This is a genomic window from Frankia sp. Hr75.2 (assembly GCF_949319125.1).
Lineage (GTDB): Bacteria > Actinomycetota > Actinomycetes > Frankiales > Frankiaceae > Parafrankia > Parafrankia soli.
The window spans coordinates 1-15,766 of sequence record NZ_CASGGV010000286.1 but is presented as its reverse complement, the minus strand read 5'-3'; the positions used below and the strand labels follow the sequence as shown (position 1 = coordinate 15,766).

Sequence of the window (15,766 nt, the reverse complement as noted above, 5' to 3'; positions counted from 1 at the left end):
GTGCCAGCCGAACGGTCAGCTCCCGGTAGCGCTCACACCGCCCGCGGCGACCGAGCCGTACGCGGCCAGCAGCAGGCCGGGCTCGGGATCGTCGAATCCGCGCGGCCGGCCGAGCGCTTCGAGCACAACGAAACGCAACCGCCGGCCCCGGGTCTTCTTGTCGACCCGCATCGCGTCGAGCAACGCCGGCCAGCGGTCCCCCCGGTACTCCACCGGCAGCCCGATGGCCCGCAGCAGCTCGCGGTGGCGATCAGTGGTCGCGCGGTCGAGCCCGGCGACGAGCCGGGAGAGCTCGGCGGCGAAGACCATGCCGACCGAGACCGCCGCGCCGTGCCGCCAGGAGAAGTTCTCGACCTTCTCGATCGCGTGGGCGAGGGTGTGCCCGTAGTTCAGGATCTCGCGCCGGCCGGCCTCGCGCGGGTCGCCGGACACCACCGCCGCCTTGACCCGGATCGACCGCTCGACGAGCTCGGGCAGCCGCGCCGACCCGGTCGGATCGGCCTCCAGCAGCTCGAGGATGCGCGGATCGGCGATGAACCCGGCCTTGACGACCTCGGCGAGCCCGGCCCGGACCTCGACCGCCGGCAAACTGGCCAGGGTCGACAGGTCACAGAGCACCGCCAGCGGCTGGTGGAAGGCGCCGACGAGGTTCTTGCCCGCCTCGATGTCGATACCCGTCTTGCCGCCGACCGCCGCATCGACCATCCCGAGCACGGTGGTGGGCACCTGGATGACGTCGACACCACGCAGCCAGCCCGCCGCGGCGAACCCGGCCAGGTCGGTCGTCGTCCCGCCGCCGAGCCCGACCACCAGGTCGTCGCGGGTGAAGCCGACCCGGCCGAGGGCGTCCCAGCAGGCGCCCGCGACCCGCAGCTGCTTGGCCTCCTCGCCGTCCGGCACCTCGAACGCGTGCGTCTCGACGCCGGCACCGGCGCCGGCCCGCAGCTCGGCGATGACCGCCGCGGCGGTGGCCCGCAGCGCTCGCGGGTGAATGACCATGACCCGGGTGCGCCCCGCGGCCAGCGCCGGTAGCTCGCAGAGGGCGCCCTCGCCCAGCACCACGTCGTAGGCCCGGTCACCGGACGGGGTGACCTGGATGCGGACCATGTCGGAAACCTTCATCGCGCACATCAGTGCCCCGCCCTCCCGGCGAGCTCGATCAGGATCGCGGCGACGACGTCGTCGATCCCGAGGGCGGCGGTGTCCACGGTGATCGCGGCCACCTCCTCGTACAGCGGACGGCGGGCCTTCAGCAGCGCGGCCAGCCGGGTCCGCGGGCCCTCCACGAGCAGCGGCCGGTCGCGCGCGAGCCCGACCCGCTTCGCCGCGTCAGACGCGGTCACGTCGAGGTAGACGACCCAGTGCCGGGCCAGCTCCGCGCGGACGCCGGCGTCCAGCACTGCCCCGCCGCCCAGGGCGAGCACACCCGGGTGCTCGGCCAGGGCGGTCAGCACCGCCGCCCGCTCCGCCGCGCGGAAGTACTCCTCGCCGTGCTCCAGGAACACGTCCGAGACGCTCATTCCGAGGTTCGACTCGACATCGGCGTCGGTGTCGCGGAAGGCCACCCCGAGGCGCGCCGCGACCGCCATACCGACGGTGCTCTTACCCGCCCCCGGCGCGCCGACCAGCACGGCGACCGGGCCGGACACAGCTGCCCCCGGCCCGTCGGCCCGCGCCCCGCTCTCCGCGCGCATGGTCAACGCACCGCCAGCGACTTCAGGTAGCCCTCGTAGTTGCGCCGGGTCTCCTCCACCGAGTCGCCGCCGAACTTCTCCAGCGCTGCGCCGGCGAGCACGAGGGCGACCATCGCCTCGGCGACCACGCCGGCCGCCGGCACCGCGCACACGTCCGACCGCTGGGCGATGGCGACCGCCGGGTCGCCGGTTGCGACGTCGATCGTGGCCAGCGGCTTCGACAGGGACGAGATCGGCTTCATCGCCGCGCGGACGCGCAGCGGCTCGCCCGTCGTCATCCCGCCCTCGACGCCGCCGGCGCGATCGCTGGCCCGCCGGACCCGCCGGCCCGGCCCCTCGAGCGGCTCGATCTCGTCGTGGGCGACCGATCCGCGCCGGCGCGCGGTGCGGAAACCGTCACCGAACTCGACGCCCTTGATCGCCTGGATGCCCATCAGCTCGCCGGCGAGCCGCGCGTCGAGCCGGCGGTCGCCGTGGACGTAGCTCCCCAGCCCCGGCGGGCAGCCGTAGGCCAGCACCTCGACGATGCCGCCGAGGGTGTCCGCGTCGCGGTGGGCGGCGTCGATCTCGGCGACCATGAGCGCGCTGCTGGCCGGGTCGGCACAGCGCACCGGGTCGGCGTCGACGACGGCCAACGAGGTCGGCGGCGGCGTGCCGGGTGGCACCTCGACCGCGCCGATCGCGACGACGTGCGAGACCACCTCGATGCCGTACGCCTGGCGCAGCAGCGCCCTGGCGACCGTGCCCAGCGCGACCCGGGCGGCCGTCTCCCGGGCGCTCGCCCGCTCCAGCACCGGCCGCGCGTCGTCGAAGCCGTACTTCTGCATGCCGGCGAGGTCGGCGTGACCCGGGCGCGGGCGGGTGAGCGGGGCGTTGCGGCCCAACCCCTCCAGCTCCGCCGGGTCGATCGGGTCGGGCGCCATCACCCGCTCCCACTTCGGCCACTCGGTGTTGCGCACGACGACGCTCACCGGGCCGCCCAGGCTGACCCCGTGCCGCAGGCCGCCGAGCAGCTCGATCTCATCCTGCTCGAACTTCATCCGGGCGCCGCGACCGTGGCCGAGACGGCGCCGGGCCAGCTCGGCGCCGATGTCCGCGCTGGACACCCGGATGCCCGCCGGCAACCCCTCGACCGTCGCAACCAGTGCGGGGCCGTGTGACTCCCCCGCTGTCAACCAACGCACCATGCCTGCCAGTCTTTCACGGCCGGTCCGGTACGAGCCCCCGTCGCGGGCCGGAGATCGCTCAGCCGGCCGGCTCCCAGCCCACGCCGAGCACCGCGATCAGCGCCCCGAACAGCAGAAACGGGCCGTAGGCGATCGGATCACGGCGGGACACGCGGCGCAGCGCCAGCAGCACGAGGACCACCGCACCGGAGATCATGGTCGTCGCGACCAGCCACACCACGACGGCCGACCAGCCCAGCCAGCCCGTCGCCACGCCGAGCAGCCCGGCGAGCTTCACGTCCCCCCGCCCCAGCCCGGCCCCCGGCAGCAGGCGCAGACCCGCGTACAACAGCCAGGCCACGGCGCCGGCGAGCAGCGCCCGCGGCCAGCGGCCGGGCGCGCCCTCGGCCAGCGCGGGCACGGCGAGCAGCGCGGCCAGCACGGCGTACGAGGGCAGCACGATCACGTCCGGCAGGCGGTGCACCCGCAGGTCCACGGCGGCAAGCACGACCCCGACGACCGTCAGGTACAGGTACGCGGGCAGACGTCCCGGGTGCGGGTAGGTCGACGCGGCGACGGCGGCGATCAGGACGGCGGTGACGGCGCCGAGCACGGCCGGCGCGGGGGTCGCCCGGCGCGGCAAACGGCCGTCCACCGGATCGAAGGAGTCGACGACCCGGGGCAGCAGCGGGATCGGCAGCGCGGCGCAGACCGCGGCCGCCACGGTGGCGGCGACCACCGTGTTCACCTGACCACCCTGTTCACCTGACCATCGTGCTCATCCGACCGCCGGGCTCATCCGATCCGGCTCGCGACGCGGGCCGACAGCGCCGCGTGGCCGGCGGCGAGCAGGACCCGTTCGTCCACCGGGCGGCCGGTGAAGTGGCACACCTGGCCGACCGCCTGGCCGGCCAGCACCTCGAGGCCGCCGACCACCCGCGCACCGCCGCGGTAGGCGCAGGCCGCCAGCGCCGTGGGCCAGGGGTGGTAGAGGAGCTCCAGCAACGCGCAGGTCACCGGCCACGGGCGACGCGCGAGCTCGTCGGTCACCCCGGCGGGGGTCGTGGCGACCACCAGGTCCGGCCCAGCCGGCATCCCGCCGCTGAGGATGTCCCAGGGCAGCGCCGTGACCGAGACGCCGAGCCGGGCGCCGATGCCGACGAGCTCGGCGACCGCGTCGGGGCGGCGCGCCACGATCGCGACCCGAGTGGCACCGACCCGGGCGAGCGCGGCGACCACCGCCCGCGCCGTCCCGCCGGCCCCGAGCACCAGCGGCTGGACCGGGGCCGCGCCGCCGGTGAGCCGCCGCAGCGCGTACCCGACGCCGTCGACGTCGGTGTTGAACCCGGCGAGCCGCCCGTCCTCCCGGACGACCACGGTGTTCACGGCGCCGAGCAGGGCCGCGGTGGGCTCGACGTCGTCGAGCAGGTCGACCGCGGCGGTCTTGAGCGGCATCGTCAGCGAGACCCCGGCCCAGCCGGGCTCGTCACGCAGGCGGTCGAGCATGCCCGGCAGGCCGGCCTCGTCGCACTCGATCGCCGTGTAGGTCCAGTCCAGGCCGAGCCGCTCGTAGGCGGCCGTGTGCAGCACCGGGGAGAGGGAGTGACCGATGGGCGAGCCGAGCACCGCCGCCCGCCCGGCGTGCGGACCCGGCCCGGCCGGCTCCGCACGGTCACGAGAGCTGATCACCACGGCTACTCGGCCCCTCCCTGGCGGTGGTATTCGTCCAGCGCGTCCTGGAACTCCGCGTCGGTGGTGGCGAAGACCGTCTCGTGCGTCTGCGGCATGGAGACGAAGTAGAACCACGACCCCTGTGCCGGGCTGAGCGCGGACTCGATCGCCCAGGTACTCGGGTTCGAGATCGCGCCGGGTGGGAGACCCTCGACCGCGCGGGTGTTGTACGGATTGTTCTGGCGGAGTTGGTCCTGGGTCAGCGGGCCCTCGTACTCGTCGAGGGCGTACCGGGTGGTCGAGTCCATGTCGATCCGCCGGAAGCGGCCCGAGGTGTCGTTCAGCCGGTTGTAGATGACCCGCGCCACCTTGGGCCCCTCGCCCTCGTTCGCCACCTCCTTCTCGATGATGGAGGCGATGATCACAACGTCCTGGGGCTTCACGTGCCCGGCCTCGGCGCGCCCGACGAGGTCGATCTCCTCGGCGTTGGCCCGGAACCGGGCGACGGCCTCCTTGAGCACGTCCACCGGGTCCGTGCCGGGCGCGACGTCGTAGGTCGACGGGAAGAGGTAGCCCTCCAGCCCCGTGGCGTAGTCGGGCAGGCCCAGCGTCGACGGCTTGCGCGCGATCGCCTCCAGGTCGGCCACCGGCGTGCCCGTACGTGTGGACAGCTCCTTGAACACCTGCCGGACCGTGTCCCCAGGGCTGATCGTGTAGCGGAACAGCGCGGAGGACGCGTCGTCGAGCAGCGCGTCGAGCGCCGCCACCGCGCTCATCTTCGAGCGCAGCCGGTAGGTGCCCGGCTGGATCGACAGCGCGCGCTGGTCCCGCGACGCGAGGTTGACGAAGGACTGCCGGCTGGCGATCACGTCGGAGGCGGCCAGCCGGCCCGCGATCTCCGACGACGTGGCGCCGGCGGGAACCTGAACGACGACGATGCCCTCGCCGGACCCCGCGTAGTCGGCCGCGGGCTCCCCGCCGATCCGGCCGATGACCTTGCCGACACCGAAGATCCCCGCGCCGACCAGGACGGCGACCACGACCAGCACACCGATCAGCTTCGGCAGAGCCGAGCCCGGCCGACGTCCATCGGGCCGCCCCCGGTCATCGTCACGCCCACGCCTCGGCGGGGCGGCCCCGTCGTCGGGGTCGCCATCGGCGTCGTCGTCATAGGCGCCGCCGTAGGCCCCGTACGCGTCGGCCTCGTCCGGCTCGAAGCCGTCCTCGTAGCCGGCGGGCTCGCGCTCACCCGCGGCCAGGCCGGCCCGGTCGCGGCCGTCCACGCTCCCGGCGCGGCCGCGGCGGGAGCGCCGCGCACCCGCCGCGGCACGGCGTTGCTCCTCGTACGCCCGGTCGTCGTAGTCCCGGTCGTCGTAGTCGTCGTAGCCCGCGCCGTCGAGCAGCTCGTCGAATCCGTCCCCGTCCCGGATCACGCCGAATCCAGGGGCCGCCCAGTACCGCCCGAGGCGGCGCCGCCGGATCCCCCGCGTGCCCGGCGGACGTCCAGGTGGTGCTGCAGGATCTGCACTGCTGCCTCCTGATCCACGAGATCACGGCGGGCCCGGGAACGCAGTCCGCGCTCAGCCATTCTGCGATGCGCCACGACCGTGGTCAGCCGCTCGTCGACGAGACGGACCGGCACGGGCGCGACACGCGCGGACAGCACCTCCGCGTACCGCCGCGCGAGCCGGACGGCCTCGCCCTCCCGGCCGGAGAGGTGACGCGGCAGACCGACGACAACTTCGACAGCGTGCCTGTCCCGGACGATGTCGGCAAGCTCGTCGACGTCCGCAAAGCCACGGCGAGACACATCTCGGCGCAGAGTTGTCACCGGCACGGCGAGCAGACCGTCAGGATCGCTCACCGCCACACCGACCCGCACCGACCCGACATCCACCCCGATCCGCACGCCGCGCCCCGCGTCCGCCTGCCCGCCGGCCGCGGAATCCGAACCGGCCGCGGAATCCGGAGCGGTCACGGGGTCCGGGCCGGGCCGGGGCGACGCCGCGGCCGCGCCGCCGGTGTCCCCCCGGCCCACACCGGTGTCGTTCACGCGCCCTGGTCGGCGACCAGCTCGCGCAGCCGGGCGAAGACCTTCGGGATCATGTCCGCGTCACCGCGTCCGCCCTGGGCGACGTCAGGCTTGCCGCCGCCCTTGCCGCCGAGCGCGGCCCAGGAGTGCCGGACCAGGTCGCCGGCCCGCAGGCCGCGGGTCCGCGCGGTCTCGTCGGTCGCCACGACGACTGCCGCGCCGGCGGCCTCGACGACCGCGACCACCGTCGGCCGGCCGGCGAGCCGGCCGCGCACATCCAGGGCGAGCAGGCGGACGTCGTCTGCCGGAGTGCCCGCGGGCACCTGCGCGGTGACCAGCGCCACGCCCCCCACGTCCTCGGCGCCGGCGGCGAGCGCCGCCGCGCCGGCCAGCACCGCCTGTGCCCGCAGCCGCTCCAGCTCCTTCTCCGCGTCGCGCAGCCGCCCGACGATGTCGGCGACCCGGTCGGCGAGCTCGTCCGGACGGGCCTTGAGCGCGCTGGAGAGCTGTGAGACGAGCACGTGCTCGCGGGCCAGGAACCGGAAGGCGTCCATGCCGACCAGCGCTTCCACCCGGCGCGTCCCGGCCGAGATCGACGACTCGGACAGCAGCTTGATCGCGCCAAGCTGGGCCGAGCTGGCCACATGGGTGCCACCGCACAGCTCGCGGGCGTAGTCCCCGACGTCCACGACACGGACCCGGTCGCCGTACTTCTCACCGAACAGCGCCATCGCGCCCAGCCGGCGCGCCTCCTCCTGAGAGGTGACGTACCAGCGGACCTCCAGATCACGCAGGGCGATCTCGTTGACCTCGTCCTCGACGTCGGCGAGGACGGAGTCGGGCACCGCGCCGAGCGCGTGGAAGTCGAAGCGCAGCCGGCCCGGCGAGTTCAGCGACCCGGCCTGCGTCGCCGACTCCCCGAGCGCCCGGCGGAACGCGGTGTGCACGAGGTGGGTGGCGGTGTGCGAGCGCGACACCGCGCGCCGGCGCTCGACGTCCACCTCGGCGAACACGTCCGCCCCGACGCGCAGCTCGCCGCCGAGCACCTTCACCCGGTGCATGACCAGGTCGGGCACCGGGCGCTGGACGTCGAGCACCTCGGCCTCGCCGCCGTCGAACCGGATCCGGCCCAGGTCGGCCTCCTGGCCACCGCTCTCGGCGTAGAAGGGGGTCGCGTCGAGCAGGATGCCGACCTCCTCCCCCTCGCCGGCCGCGGTCAGGCTGCCGCCGTCACCGATGCCGACGATGCCGACGATGCCCGACTCGCGCCCGAGCTCGGTGTAGCCGGTGAACGTCGTCGGGCCGGAGGCGGCGAGGATCGGCCGGAAGGCGGAGAGGTCCAGGTTGCCGATCCGCCGGGACGCCCGGTCGGCCTTCGCCGCCTGGCGCTGGCGCTCCATCAACCGGCGGAAGCCCGCCTCGTCCACGGTCAGGCCCGCCTCGGACGCCATGTCCATGGTCAGGTCGATCGGGAACCCGTAGGTGTCGTGCAGCCGGAACGCCGACTCGCCGCTGAGCTGGGACGACCCGCTGGACCTGGCCTGGGTGACCGCGGTGTCGAAGAGGGTGGTGCCCGTGCGCAGCGTCTCCAGGAAGGCCGTCTCCTCGGCGACCGCGACGGCCGTGATCGCCTCGGCCTGGTCGACCAGCTCCGGGTAGATCGGACCCATCGCCGCGCGGACCACACCGAACAGCTCGTCCATGACCGGCTCGCGGGCGCCGAGCAGCCGGGCGTCACGCACCGCCCGGCGCAGCATCCGCCGCAGGACGTACCCGCGGCCCTCGTTGGACGGTGAGACCCCGTCCGAGATCAGCATCGCCGCGGTCCGGGTGTGGTCGGCGACGACCCGCAGCCGGACGTCGGAAGCCGGGTCGGCGCCGTAGCGGGTGCCGGTGAGCCGGCCGGCCGCATCGAGCACCGGACGGGAGATGTCGATCTCGTACAGGTTCTCGACACCCTGCAGGATGGTGGCCATCCGCTCCAGGCCCATCCCGGTGTCGATGTTGCGGGCGGGCAGATCACCGACGATCTCGTAGCCGTACTCGCTGCCCTCGCCCCGCGCGAACTGCATGAAGACGAGGTTCCAGATCTCCAGGTAGCGGTCCTCGTCCGCCTCCGGGCCGCCCTCGCGCCCGTACGCCGGGCCGCGGTCGAAGTAGATCTCGCTGCACGGGCCGCACGGGCCGGGCACACCCATCGACCAGAAGTTGTCCTTCTTGCCGCGCCGCTGGATGCGCTCGGCGGGCAGCAGGGTGCGCCAGATCGCCTCGGCCTCGTCGTCGTCCAGGTAGACGGTGGCCCACAGGTCGTCGGGGTTGAAGCCGTAGCCGTCGACGATCAGCTCGAAGGCGAACGGGATCGCCTCGGCCTTGAAGTAGTCACCGAAGGAGAAGTTCCCGCACATCTGGAAGAAGGAGGCGTGCCGGGCGGTGCGGCCGACGTTGTCGATGTCCACGGTCCGCACGCATTTCTGCACGCTGGTCGCACGGTTCCACGGCGCCTTCAGGTCCCCGAGGAAGTAGGGCTTGAAGGGAACCATGCCGGCGTTCACCAGCAGCAGGGTCGGGTCCTGCGCCACCAGGGACGCACTCGGGACCACGGTGTGACCCCGCTCGGAGAAATGGTTCAGAAAGCGGCGGCGGATCTCGGCCGTGTCCATCGGTTCACGTCGTCCAGGGTCGTCGGGATAAGGCACCCGGCCACCCGGCCGACGCCGGGCGTGTACCCGGGATCGGCCGTGACCGGTCGGAGGTCATGGCCGGCGCGCGCCGGGGACCAGACGCATCGTCCGTTCCGGGTCGAACTCGTCAGGACCCGGGGCAGCGGTGTCCTGGTCGCTCGCGGCAGCCCCTGTGCTCGTGGCGGCGCCTGTACGCTCGCCGTCGCCGGAGCCGTCCGCGTCGTCGAGGCCGAGCGCGGAGCGGATCTCCTCCTCCCGCTCGGCCATCGCCTCGCCGACGTCGGCGGCGAACTCCCGCACCGACTGTACGAAAGACCCGGCCAGACTCGTCGGCGACAGCGAGGAGACCGCGCGGGCGACCTGGCGCACCACCAGCACCCCGGTGGCCGCGCCGAGGGCGACGTAGAACATCCTCGTCCCCATCAGCGACGACCCCGGCCGCCCGCGCCGGACGCGGTGACCTCGGGCGCGCGGCGCGCGGCCCGGCGCTGCGACTTCTCCGCCTTCATCTCGGCCGACACGCGCGCGGTGACATCCGCCTTCGCCCGCTTCGCGACCGCCTGCCGCACGCCGTAGCTGAACGCGGCGACCCGCACGATCGGCCCGCCCAGCGTGGCGGCGAACAGCGACGTCAGCGACGACACGTTGGTGGTCACCGTCTGCACGTTCGCCGTGATCGCGTCGATCCGGTCGAGCTCCTTGTTGACGTGGGCGAGCGCGACGTTGACCTCGTCCACGGTCGCCCCCGCCTGCCGGACCCGGGCGGTGCCCTCGTCGATCACGATCCCGGTCTGCCGTACCCGGGCCGCGGCCTCGTCGAAGATCTTGCCGAGCTTGTACAGGACGTAGCAGGCGAAGAGCACGAGCACCGCGAACGCCCCAGAGGCGATCAGGCCCGCGACCGCACCACCGGACATGTGCTTCGCCTCCATCGTTGTCGGTAACGCCAGTCGTAGGTAACGCCTGTCTCAGGTAACGCCAGTGCCGGGTAACGCCTGGTGACACCGGCCACCGAGGCCGGCCGGACCACCGGGGCCGCCCTGCGCGGGCCGGGGCAGTCCCGCCGGGACACCGTTCCGCCCGTCACGCCGCACCGGCCGTCACGCCGCACCGCCTGCCACGGCGGCCGTCACGCCGTCCGGTGCGGCGCCCTCGTGCGGTGGTCCGGGTGGTCTGCCGGTGCCGTTCGCCAGTGACCTTACCGACCGGTGTGCACGCACCACCGGTAACCCCCGGGCCGTCCGTGTCCGTCCCCGGCCGGACGGGCCGGCGCCGGGTGGTCAGCCGGAGGTGTCCGCCGGGGGGCCTGGCGGCTGTCCCCGCAGCACTCCGCGCAGCAGCAGGAGCCGCTCGCCCGCCCGCCGCTCGAACCCGTGCCCGGTCGGGTGGTAGTAGTCCGACCCGGCGAGGACGTCCGGCGCGTACTGCTGTCGGACCACCCCGTCCGGGTGATCGTGCGGATACCGGTACCGCTCGCCGTGACCCAGCCGCGCCGCGCCCCGGTAGTGCGCGTCACGCAGGTGCGGCGGCACCGGCCCGACCCGGCCCGACCGGATGTCGGCCGTCGCCGCGTCCAGCGCGGTGATCACCGCGTTCGACTTCGGCGCCAGCGTCAGATGGATCACCGCCTGGGCCAGGGCGAGCCGTGCCTCCGGGAGCCCGACGAGCTCGAGGGCCTGGGCCGCCGACACGGCGACCCCGAGCGCCCCGGGATCGGCCATCCCGACGTCCTCGCTCGCCAGGATGATCATTCGGCGTGCGACGAAACGCGGGTCCTCGCCGGCCTCCAGCATCCTGGCCAGGTAGTGCAGTGCGGCGTCGACGTCACCGCCGCGCATCGACTTGATGAACGCGCTGACGACGTCGTAGTGCTGGTCGCCCTCCCGGTCGTAGCGGACGGCGGCGCGGTCCACCGCCCGCTCGAGGAGGTCGAGCTCGAGGTGGACGGGACCGGCTCCGTCCGGACCGGCTCCGTCCGGACCGGCCGCGGCGAGCGCCGCCTCCGCGCCCGCCTCGAGCGCGGTCAGCGCGCGCCGGGCGTCACCGCCGGCGACCCGGACCAGGTGCTCGCGGGCCTCCTCTGCCAGCACGAGGCGCCCGCCGTAGCCGCGCGGATCGGTCACCGCACGCTCCGCCAGCTCGGCGATGTCGGCGTCGGTCAACGGCTCGAGGGTCAGCAGCAGCGACCGGGAGAGCAACGGGGAGACAACACAGAAGAAAGGATTCTCCGTGGTCGCCGCGACCAGCGTCACCCACCCGCGTTCCACGGACGGGAGCAGCGCGTCCTGCTGGGTACGGGTGAACCGGTGCACCTCGTCGATGAACAGGACCGTCCGTACACCGGACATCGACAACGTCTCGCGGGCCTCGTCCACCACCGCGCGGACGTCCTTGACACCCGCGGTGACAGCCGAGAGCTCGCGGAACCGGCGCCGGGTGGCCCGGGACACGATGTGCGCCAACGTGGTCTTCCCGGTACCGGGCGGCCCCCACAGCACCACCGAGGTCGTCCCGCCGCCCTCCACCAGCCGGCGCAGCGGGCTGCCCTCCGCCAGCAGGTGACGCTGCCCGACGACCTCGTCCAGGCCACGTGGGCGTAACCGGGCCGCGAGCGGGCCGGAGGAGGCGAGCGTCTCGGCCAGCTCCGCGTCGAAGAGACTCACCCGACCACCGTACGGCCGGGGTCCGACACCGATCCGAGAGCAGGCGGACGGCGTCCGCGGGCACTGGCGGAGGTCACCGCCACCCATGGTGGGCGTCACCCGTCCAGCCGACCGGGTCGGCCGGGCCCCGCTGGTCCGGCGGATCGCGCCGGTCCACGGCGTCCCAACGGTCCGCGGCATCCGGCCGCTCACCCCCACCGACCCGGCCGTCGCCACCGGGGCGCTCCCGGTGGGACGGGCCGCCCTCGACCCGCCCGGCGCCCGGCCGGGGCCCGCCGCGATGCCGGCTGCGCTCCTGGACCGGGGCGAACGGATCGGAATAGGTGACCCCGCCGAGCGCGGCGAAGATCACGACCGCGAGCACGGAGAAGGCGATCACGCACACCAGCATCGCCAGGGTGATCGGGTCCGCCCCGGTGACCGGGGACAGCACGGCGGCCGTCTGGACCTGCGTCGCGGCCATCGCCGTGTAGTGCATCCCGCAGACGGCCACGGCCATGACCAGCGAGGCCAGCACGACGTGCAGCCCGGTGAGCACACGGAAGGCGATCCACAGCGCGGCCAGCGCGGCGACGATGGCGACGCCGACCGACAGGGCCACCAGCCCGTGCCGGTAGCTGATGTCACTTCCGACGTGCATCGCGGCCATGCCCGTGTAATGCATCGCGGCGACGCCGAGCCCGGCGACGACGCCACCGGCGGCCAGCCGCACCGGGCTGTCCGGACGCCGGGCCACCAGCGACAGGCCCACCGCCGAGACGGCGATCGCGATGAGCAGGGACAGCCCGGTGAGCGGCAGGTCGTACCGCACGTCGCGGTCGGCGACCTGGTAACCGATCATTCCGATGAAGTGCATGGACCACACCGCGCCGCCACCGAGAGACACCGCGGCCAAGATCGTCCACCGCAACCTCGCCCGCCCCTCGGCGGAAGGTATCCGCATCGCGCTCACCAGCGCCGCGAAGGAGCCGATCACGGCGAGCAGTACGGACACCGCGACGAACAGAAGATCCTGACTCGAATGTTGATGGGCCATCTGCACCGTGATCAATTTCCCCCCAGACCAGCCGAAAGACGCCCATTCCTAACACAAGTTCTCAGCTAACGAGAACTTGCGCGCCGAATTACACCGGAGGAAGTAACAGACGCCGCACCGAGCCGTGGCGGCCCCGGGTCAGGACTTCGGTCCCTACGGTGACAGGCCAGAGACCCCTTGTGGCATGCGACGCTTACGTCACCGCGGAGCAATAAAATCACTCTGAGCAACCATCCGCTACTCGCCGCTACGACGCGCGTCCGTCGGCCCCACACCCCGAGGCCCGTGCCCGACGGCCTCCCGAGGTCGCCCCGCTCTTTCCTCAACCCGTCGGCGGCAAACCGTCCGCGAATTCGGTCCGTCCCGGCGCGCAACCCGGCGAATGGTCGGTGAATACCGACGCGGGCGACCGGGGCACGGCACTCCGGAGTGGTTCACGAGCCGATAACGGGGGCAGGGCGCAACCACCACGTATCGGCGTCCCGGAAGTGCGTCGATTTTCCGCACGAACGGTCGAACAGGATGTAGGTGGCCTGTAAGTGCCGGTCACGGTGGATGGCATGGGACACACGTCCGGATGTCGAGAGCCCAGCCGCTCCACCACCGACGACACCGCCGCGCGCCGTGCCGGCGGTGCGCGGGAAGCCGCCACGCAGTGGAAACGGCCGGGCTACGCGCATTCCCGGCCGGCCACGCATCCTCCGGTCACGCTTCCGGGCCACCGGGACACGAAGCGGCGGAGCTGCACAGATGCCAAACGGGCGCGCCCTGGGCCCACATGGGTAGCTGCAATCGGTTGACTGGAGCCCCTTATCTGGAACACGCTTCCGATGCCGGGGGCAAACGTCGGTGCCGACTACCGGGAACTCACCGGAACGGCACGGAACACGTCCGGAAAGGAATCCGAGCACACTGTGGGCGTCATCGCGAACGCCGTCGACAGGTCGCCGGCGCGGAGATGACTGCCCGCCGTCGGAGCAGTCACGGCGACGTCGGAAAGTCCGGCGTCGGCCAACGAGTTCATCCGGAGGAAGAGCAGTGTCTGACGGGCTATCGCCGGCCGGCCGGAATACAGCGTCCGGCGCGTTCCACGGCGCAGCACGGACTTCCCCACGCGGCGCCGCGCCCGCTGTCGGCTCCGCCCTCGGCGGCGGGCACGCCGCGGGCCGCCGCGCCGGCGGCCATGCCGAGAACGGCGGGGCGATCGGCCTCGTCGTCGGCGAGCCGGAGGAACCGACCTCCCGCTTCGGGCAGCGCACCCTCGCCTCCCGACTGGCCCGCACCATCGAGCTGGAGATCATCCGGCGCGGGTGGCCGGTCGGCGAGGGGCTCGGGTCGGAAGCCCAGCTCATGGAGCGCTACCAGGTCGGGCGGTCGGTGCTGCGCGAAGCCGTCCGGCTGCTGGAGAGCCGATGGGTGGCTCGGCCGCGGCCCGGTCCCGGCGGCGGCCTTGTGGTGACCGCGCCCGACCACGACGGTGTCCGCGACGTCGCCCGGGTCTACCTCGACTTCGCCCGTGCCCGGCCGGAGCACCTCTGCGAGACCTGGTCCGCCCTGGAGGCCGTGGCCGTCCGCAGGCTCGCCGAACGGATCGACACGGCCGGACTGACCCGGCTGCGCGGTGCGCTGCAGCCGGCCACGCCGGGCGGGCGGGCCGCGGGAGCGCGCTCGCGGACACGGTCAGCCGGCACCCGGCCGGCGCCGGTCGCAGCGGGCTCCACCGGGGAGGCCCCGGTGCTGCTGCACCTCGAGATCGCCCGGCTGGCGGGCAATCCGGCCGCCGAGCTGTTCATCCGGGTCCTGGCGGACCTCTCGCATCCCCGTGAGGAGACCGACCGGCTCGGGCAGTGGTGGCAGCACCCGCTGCACGCCGAGATCGTCGACGCGATCACCCGCGGCGAGGGCGCGCTCGCCGAGCACCTGGCCCGGTCCTGCATCCGGCGGCACGTCGAGGAGGCGACCGCCCACCGGCACTGATCACCACCCGCACTGACAACACCACCGGCACTGACGCGACCGGCACTGGCCCGCAATGGCACCGACCCCCGCTGGCACTGGACTCCCCTGGCCCCATCAGCGGCGCCGACATCGGCGCCGCTGACGCTGACGGGGCACCGGCGCTGACGGAGCTGACGCCATGACACCGGCGCCATGACGCTGAAAACAGATTGCGCGGCGTCGAATGCACCGGCGATTGCGCGGGTATCCAGTCGACCACGACGGATCGCGGCGGCGCGGCGAACATGCTGGTACTCGCACCGCGGTTGGCGCCGCGGGGCCATACACGGACAACCGTACTCGGACAACCACTCGCACGACTTGTTACGCGCTCCGCAGTTGCCCACACAACCATGTCGGACAACAGCACCGGACAACGCCACTGGGCAACACCGGTAGGCAACGCCGCCGGACAACACCGCGAACGAACGCCGCCGAACCGCGACGGCGGACAACAGCCACCGACTACGGCGGCTGACTGCGGTGACCGAGAACAGCGGCGGACAACTGTCACGGACAACTGTGGTCGACATCAGTGTCGAAGACCGGGAGGACCACGCCAACAGGGTGCGCTCGGCAGTCTCCTCATTGCGGAACGTGTATCATTCTTCCGCCGGGCACCAAGCGGGCACCGGCAACGGGCGGGCATCTAGGCCGGCCGCACACCTGAACCGGCGGGAACGCGGAATGCCCGCGGCGTGATAAGCCGCGTCCGTCCGGAGAGGCACGGAAGAATGACATTAGCCGAGCACCAGCGTGGTGGCAGGACGGCAAAAGGCCCGAGCGGCCGTGCCGCGGTCGCTGGTGGCCCGCTCGGCGGTGGTC

General features: G+C 73.4%; 13 protein-coding genes. 1 reads left to right on the top strand and 12 read right to left on the bottom strand.

What is annotated here, in order from left to right; genetic code table 11:
• Positions 1 to 15: 15 nt before the first annotated feature.
• The 12 genes from aroB to AC559T_RS19590 all read right to left on the bottom strand — a co-directional run bounded on the left by aroB (position 16) and on the right by AC559T_RS19590 (position 12,943).
• Positions 16 to 1,131: a 3-dehydroquinate synthase gene (gene aroB, locus AC559T_RS19645; protein ID WP_498869673.1), complete on the bottom strand. Its 1,116-nt coding sequence runs from the start codon at positions 1,129 to 1,131 to the stop codon at positions 16 to 18.
• A complete protein-coding gene (locus AC559T_RS19640) occupies positions 1,131 to 1,694 on the bottom strand; it encodes a shikimate kinase (RefSeq protein ID WP_071064874.1) in 564 nt (187 codons plus the stop codon). Before AC559T_RS19640 ends, aroB begins: the two co-directional genes overlap by 1 nt.
• A gap of 2 nt (positions 1,695 to 1,696) precedes the next feature.
• Positions 1,697 to 2,881 (bottom strand): chorismate synthase, encoded by a 1,185-nt coding sequence (gene aroC / locus AC559T_RS19635; protein WP_071064875.1) that lies wholly within the window; start codon positions 2,879 to 2,881, stop codon positions 1,697 to 1,699.
• Positions 2,882 to 2,939: 58 nt separating this feature from the next.
• On the bottom strand, positions 2,940 to 3,608 hold the full coding sequence (locus AC559T_RS19630; protein ID WP_112107587.1) for a prepilin peptidase: 669 nt from the start codon (positions 3,606 to 3,608) through the stop codon (positions 2,940 to 2,942).
• Between the two features lie 47 nt (positions 3,609 to 3,655).
• Positions 3,656 to 4,552, bottom strand: coding sequence for a shikimate dehydrogenase (locus AC559T_RS19625; RefSeq protein WP_112107588.1), 897 nt, complete (start codon positions 4,550 to 4,552; stop codon positions 3,656 to 3,658).
• 2 nt (positions 4,553 to 4,554) lie between these two features.
• Positions 4,555 to 5,964: an endolytic transglycosylase MltG gene (mltG, locus tag AC559T_RS19620; RefSeq protein WP_112107589.1), complete on the bottom strand. Its 1,410-nt coding sequence runs from the start codon at positions 5,962 to 5,964 to the stop codon at positions 4,555 to 4,557.
• On the bottom strand, positions 5,961 to 6,509 hold the full coding sequence (ruvX, locus tag AC559T_RS19615) for a Holliday junction resolvase RuvX (RefSeq protein ID WP_368952003.1): 549 nt from the start codon (positions 6,507 to 6,509) through the stop codon (positions 5,961 to 5,963). Before ruvX ends, mltG begins: the two co-directional genes overlap by 4 nt.
• 71 nt (positions 6,510 to 6,580) lie before the next feature.
• Positions 6,581 to 9,223: an alanine--tRNA ligase gene (alaS, locus tag AC559T_RS19610; protein WP_498869672.1), complete on the bottom strand. Its 2,643-nt coding sequence runs from the start codon at positions 9,221 to 9,223 to the stop codon at positions 6,581 to 6,583.
• Between the two features lie 93 nt (positions 9,224 to 9,316).
• The gene (locus AC559T_RS19605) at positions 9,317 to 9,667 is read right to left on the bottom strand and encodes a hypothetical protein (protein WP_071064880.1); all 351 of its coding nucleotides are present in this window, start codon (positions 9,665 to 9,667) and stop codon (positions 9,317 to 9,319) included.
• Positions 9,667 to 10,161 (bottom strand): DUF948 domain-containing protein, encoded by a 495-nt coding sequence (locus AC559T_RS19600; protein WP_020459303.1) that lies wholly within the window; start codon positions 10,159 to 10,161, stop codon positions 9,667 to 9,669. Before AC559T_RS19600 ends, AC559T_RS19605 begins: the two co-directional genes overlap by 1 nt.
• Before the next feature lie 363 nt (positions 10,162 to 10,524).
• A complete protein-coding gene (locus AC559T_RS19595) occupies positions 10,525 to 11,907 on the bottom strand; it encodes a replication-associated recombination protein A (RefSeq protein ID WP_498869671.1) in 1,383 nt (460 codons plus the stop codon).
• Positions 11,908 to 11,980: 73 nt separating this feature from the next.
• Positions 11,981 to 12,943 carry an MHYT domain-containing protein gene (locus tag AC559T_RS19590; RefSeq protein ID WP_498869670.1) on the bottom strand — a complete coding sequence of 321 codons (963 nt, stop codon included), beginning with the start codon at positions 12,941 to 12,943 and terminating at the stop codon, positions 11,981 to 11,983.
• A 1,038-nt stretch (positions 12,944 to 13,981) separates the two neighbouring features.
• Here AC559T_RS19590 and AC559T_RS19585 point away from each other — a divergent pair.
• Positions 13,982 to 14,920, top strand: coding sequence for a FadR/GntR family transcriptional regulator (locus AC559T_RS19585; RefSeq protein ID WP_071064881.1), 939 nt, complete (start codon positions 13,982 to 13,984; stop codon positions 14,918 to 14,920).
• Positions 14,921 to 15,766 lie beyond the last annotated feature (846 nt).

Coding starts and splice junctions, on each gene's coding strand:
- alaS (WP_498869672.1), bottom strand. CDS start 9,223: ATGGACACGGCCGAGATCCGCCGCCGCTTTCTGAACCATTTCTCCGAG.
- AC559T_RS19640 (WP_071064874.1), bottom strand. CDS start 1,694: ATGCGCGCGGAGAGCGGGGCGCGGGCCGACGGGCCGGGGGCAGCTGTG.
- AC559T_RS19605 (WP_071064880.1), bottom strand. CDS start 9,667: ATGGGGACGAGGATGTTCTACGTCGCCCTCGGCGCGGCCACCGGGGTG.
- aroB (WP_498869673.1), bottom strand. CDS start 1,131: ATGTGCGCGATGAAGGTTTCCGACATGGTCCGCATCCAGGTCACCCCG.
- AC559T_RS19600 (WP_020459303.1), bottom strand. CDS start 10,161: ATGTCCGGTGGTGCGGTCGCGGGCCTGATCGCCTCTGGGGCGTTCGCG.
- aroC (WP_071064875.1), bottom strand. CDS start 2,881: ATGGTGCGTTGGTTGACAGCGGGGGAGTCACACGGCCCCGCACTGGTT.
- AC559T_RS19590 (WP_498869670.1), bottom strand. CDS start 12,943: ATGGCCCATCAACATTCGAGTCAGGATCTTCTGTTCGTCGCGGTGTCC.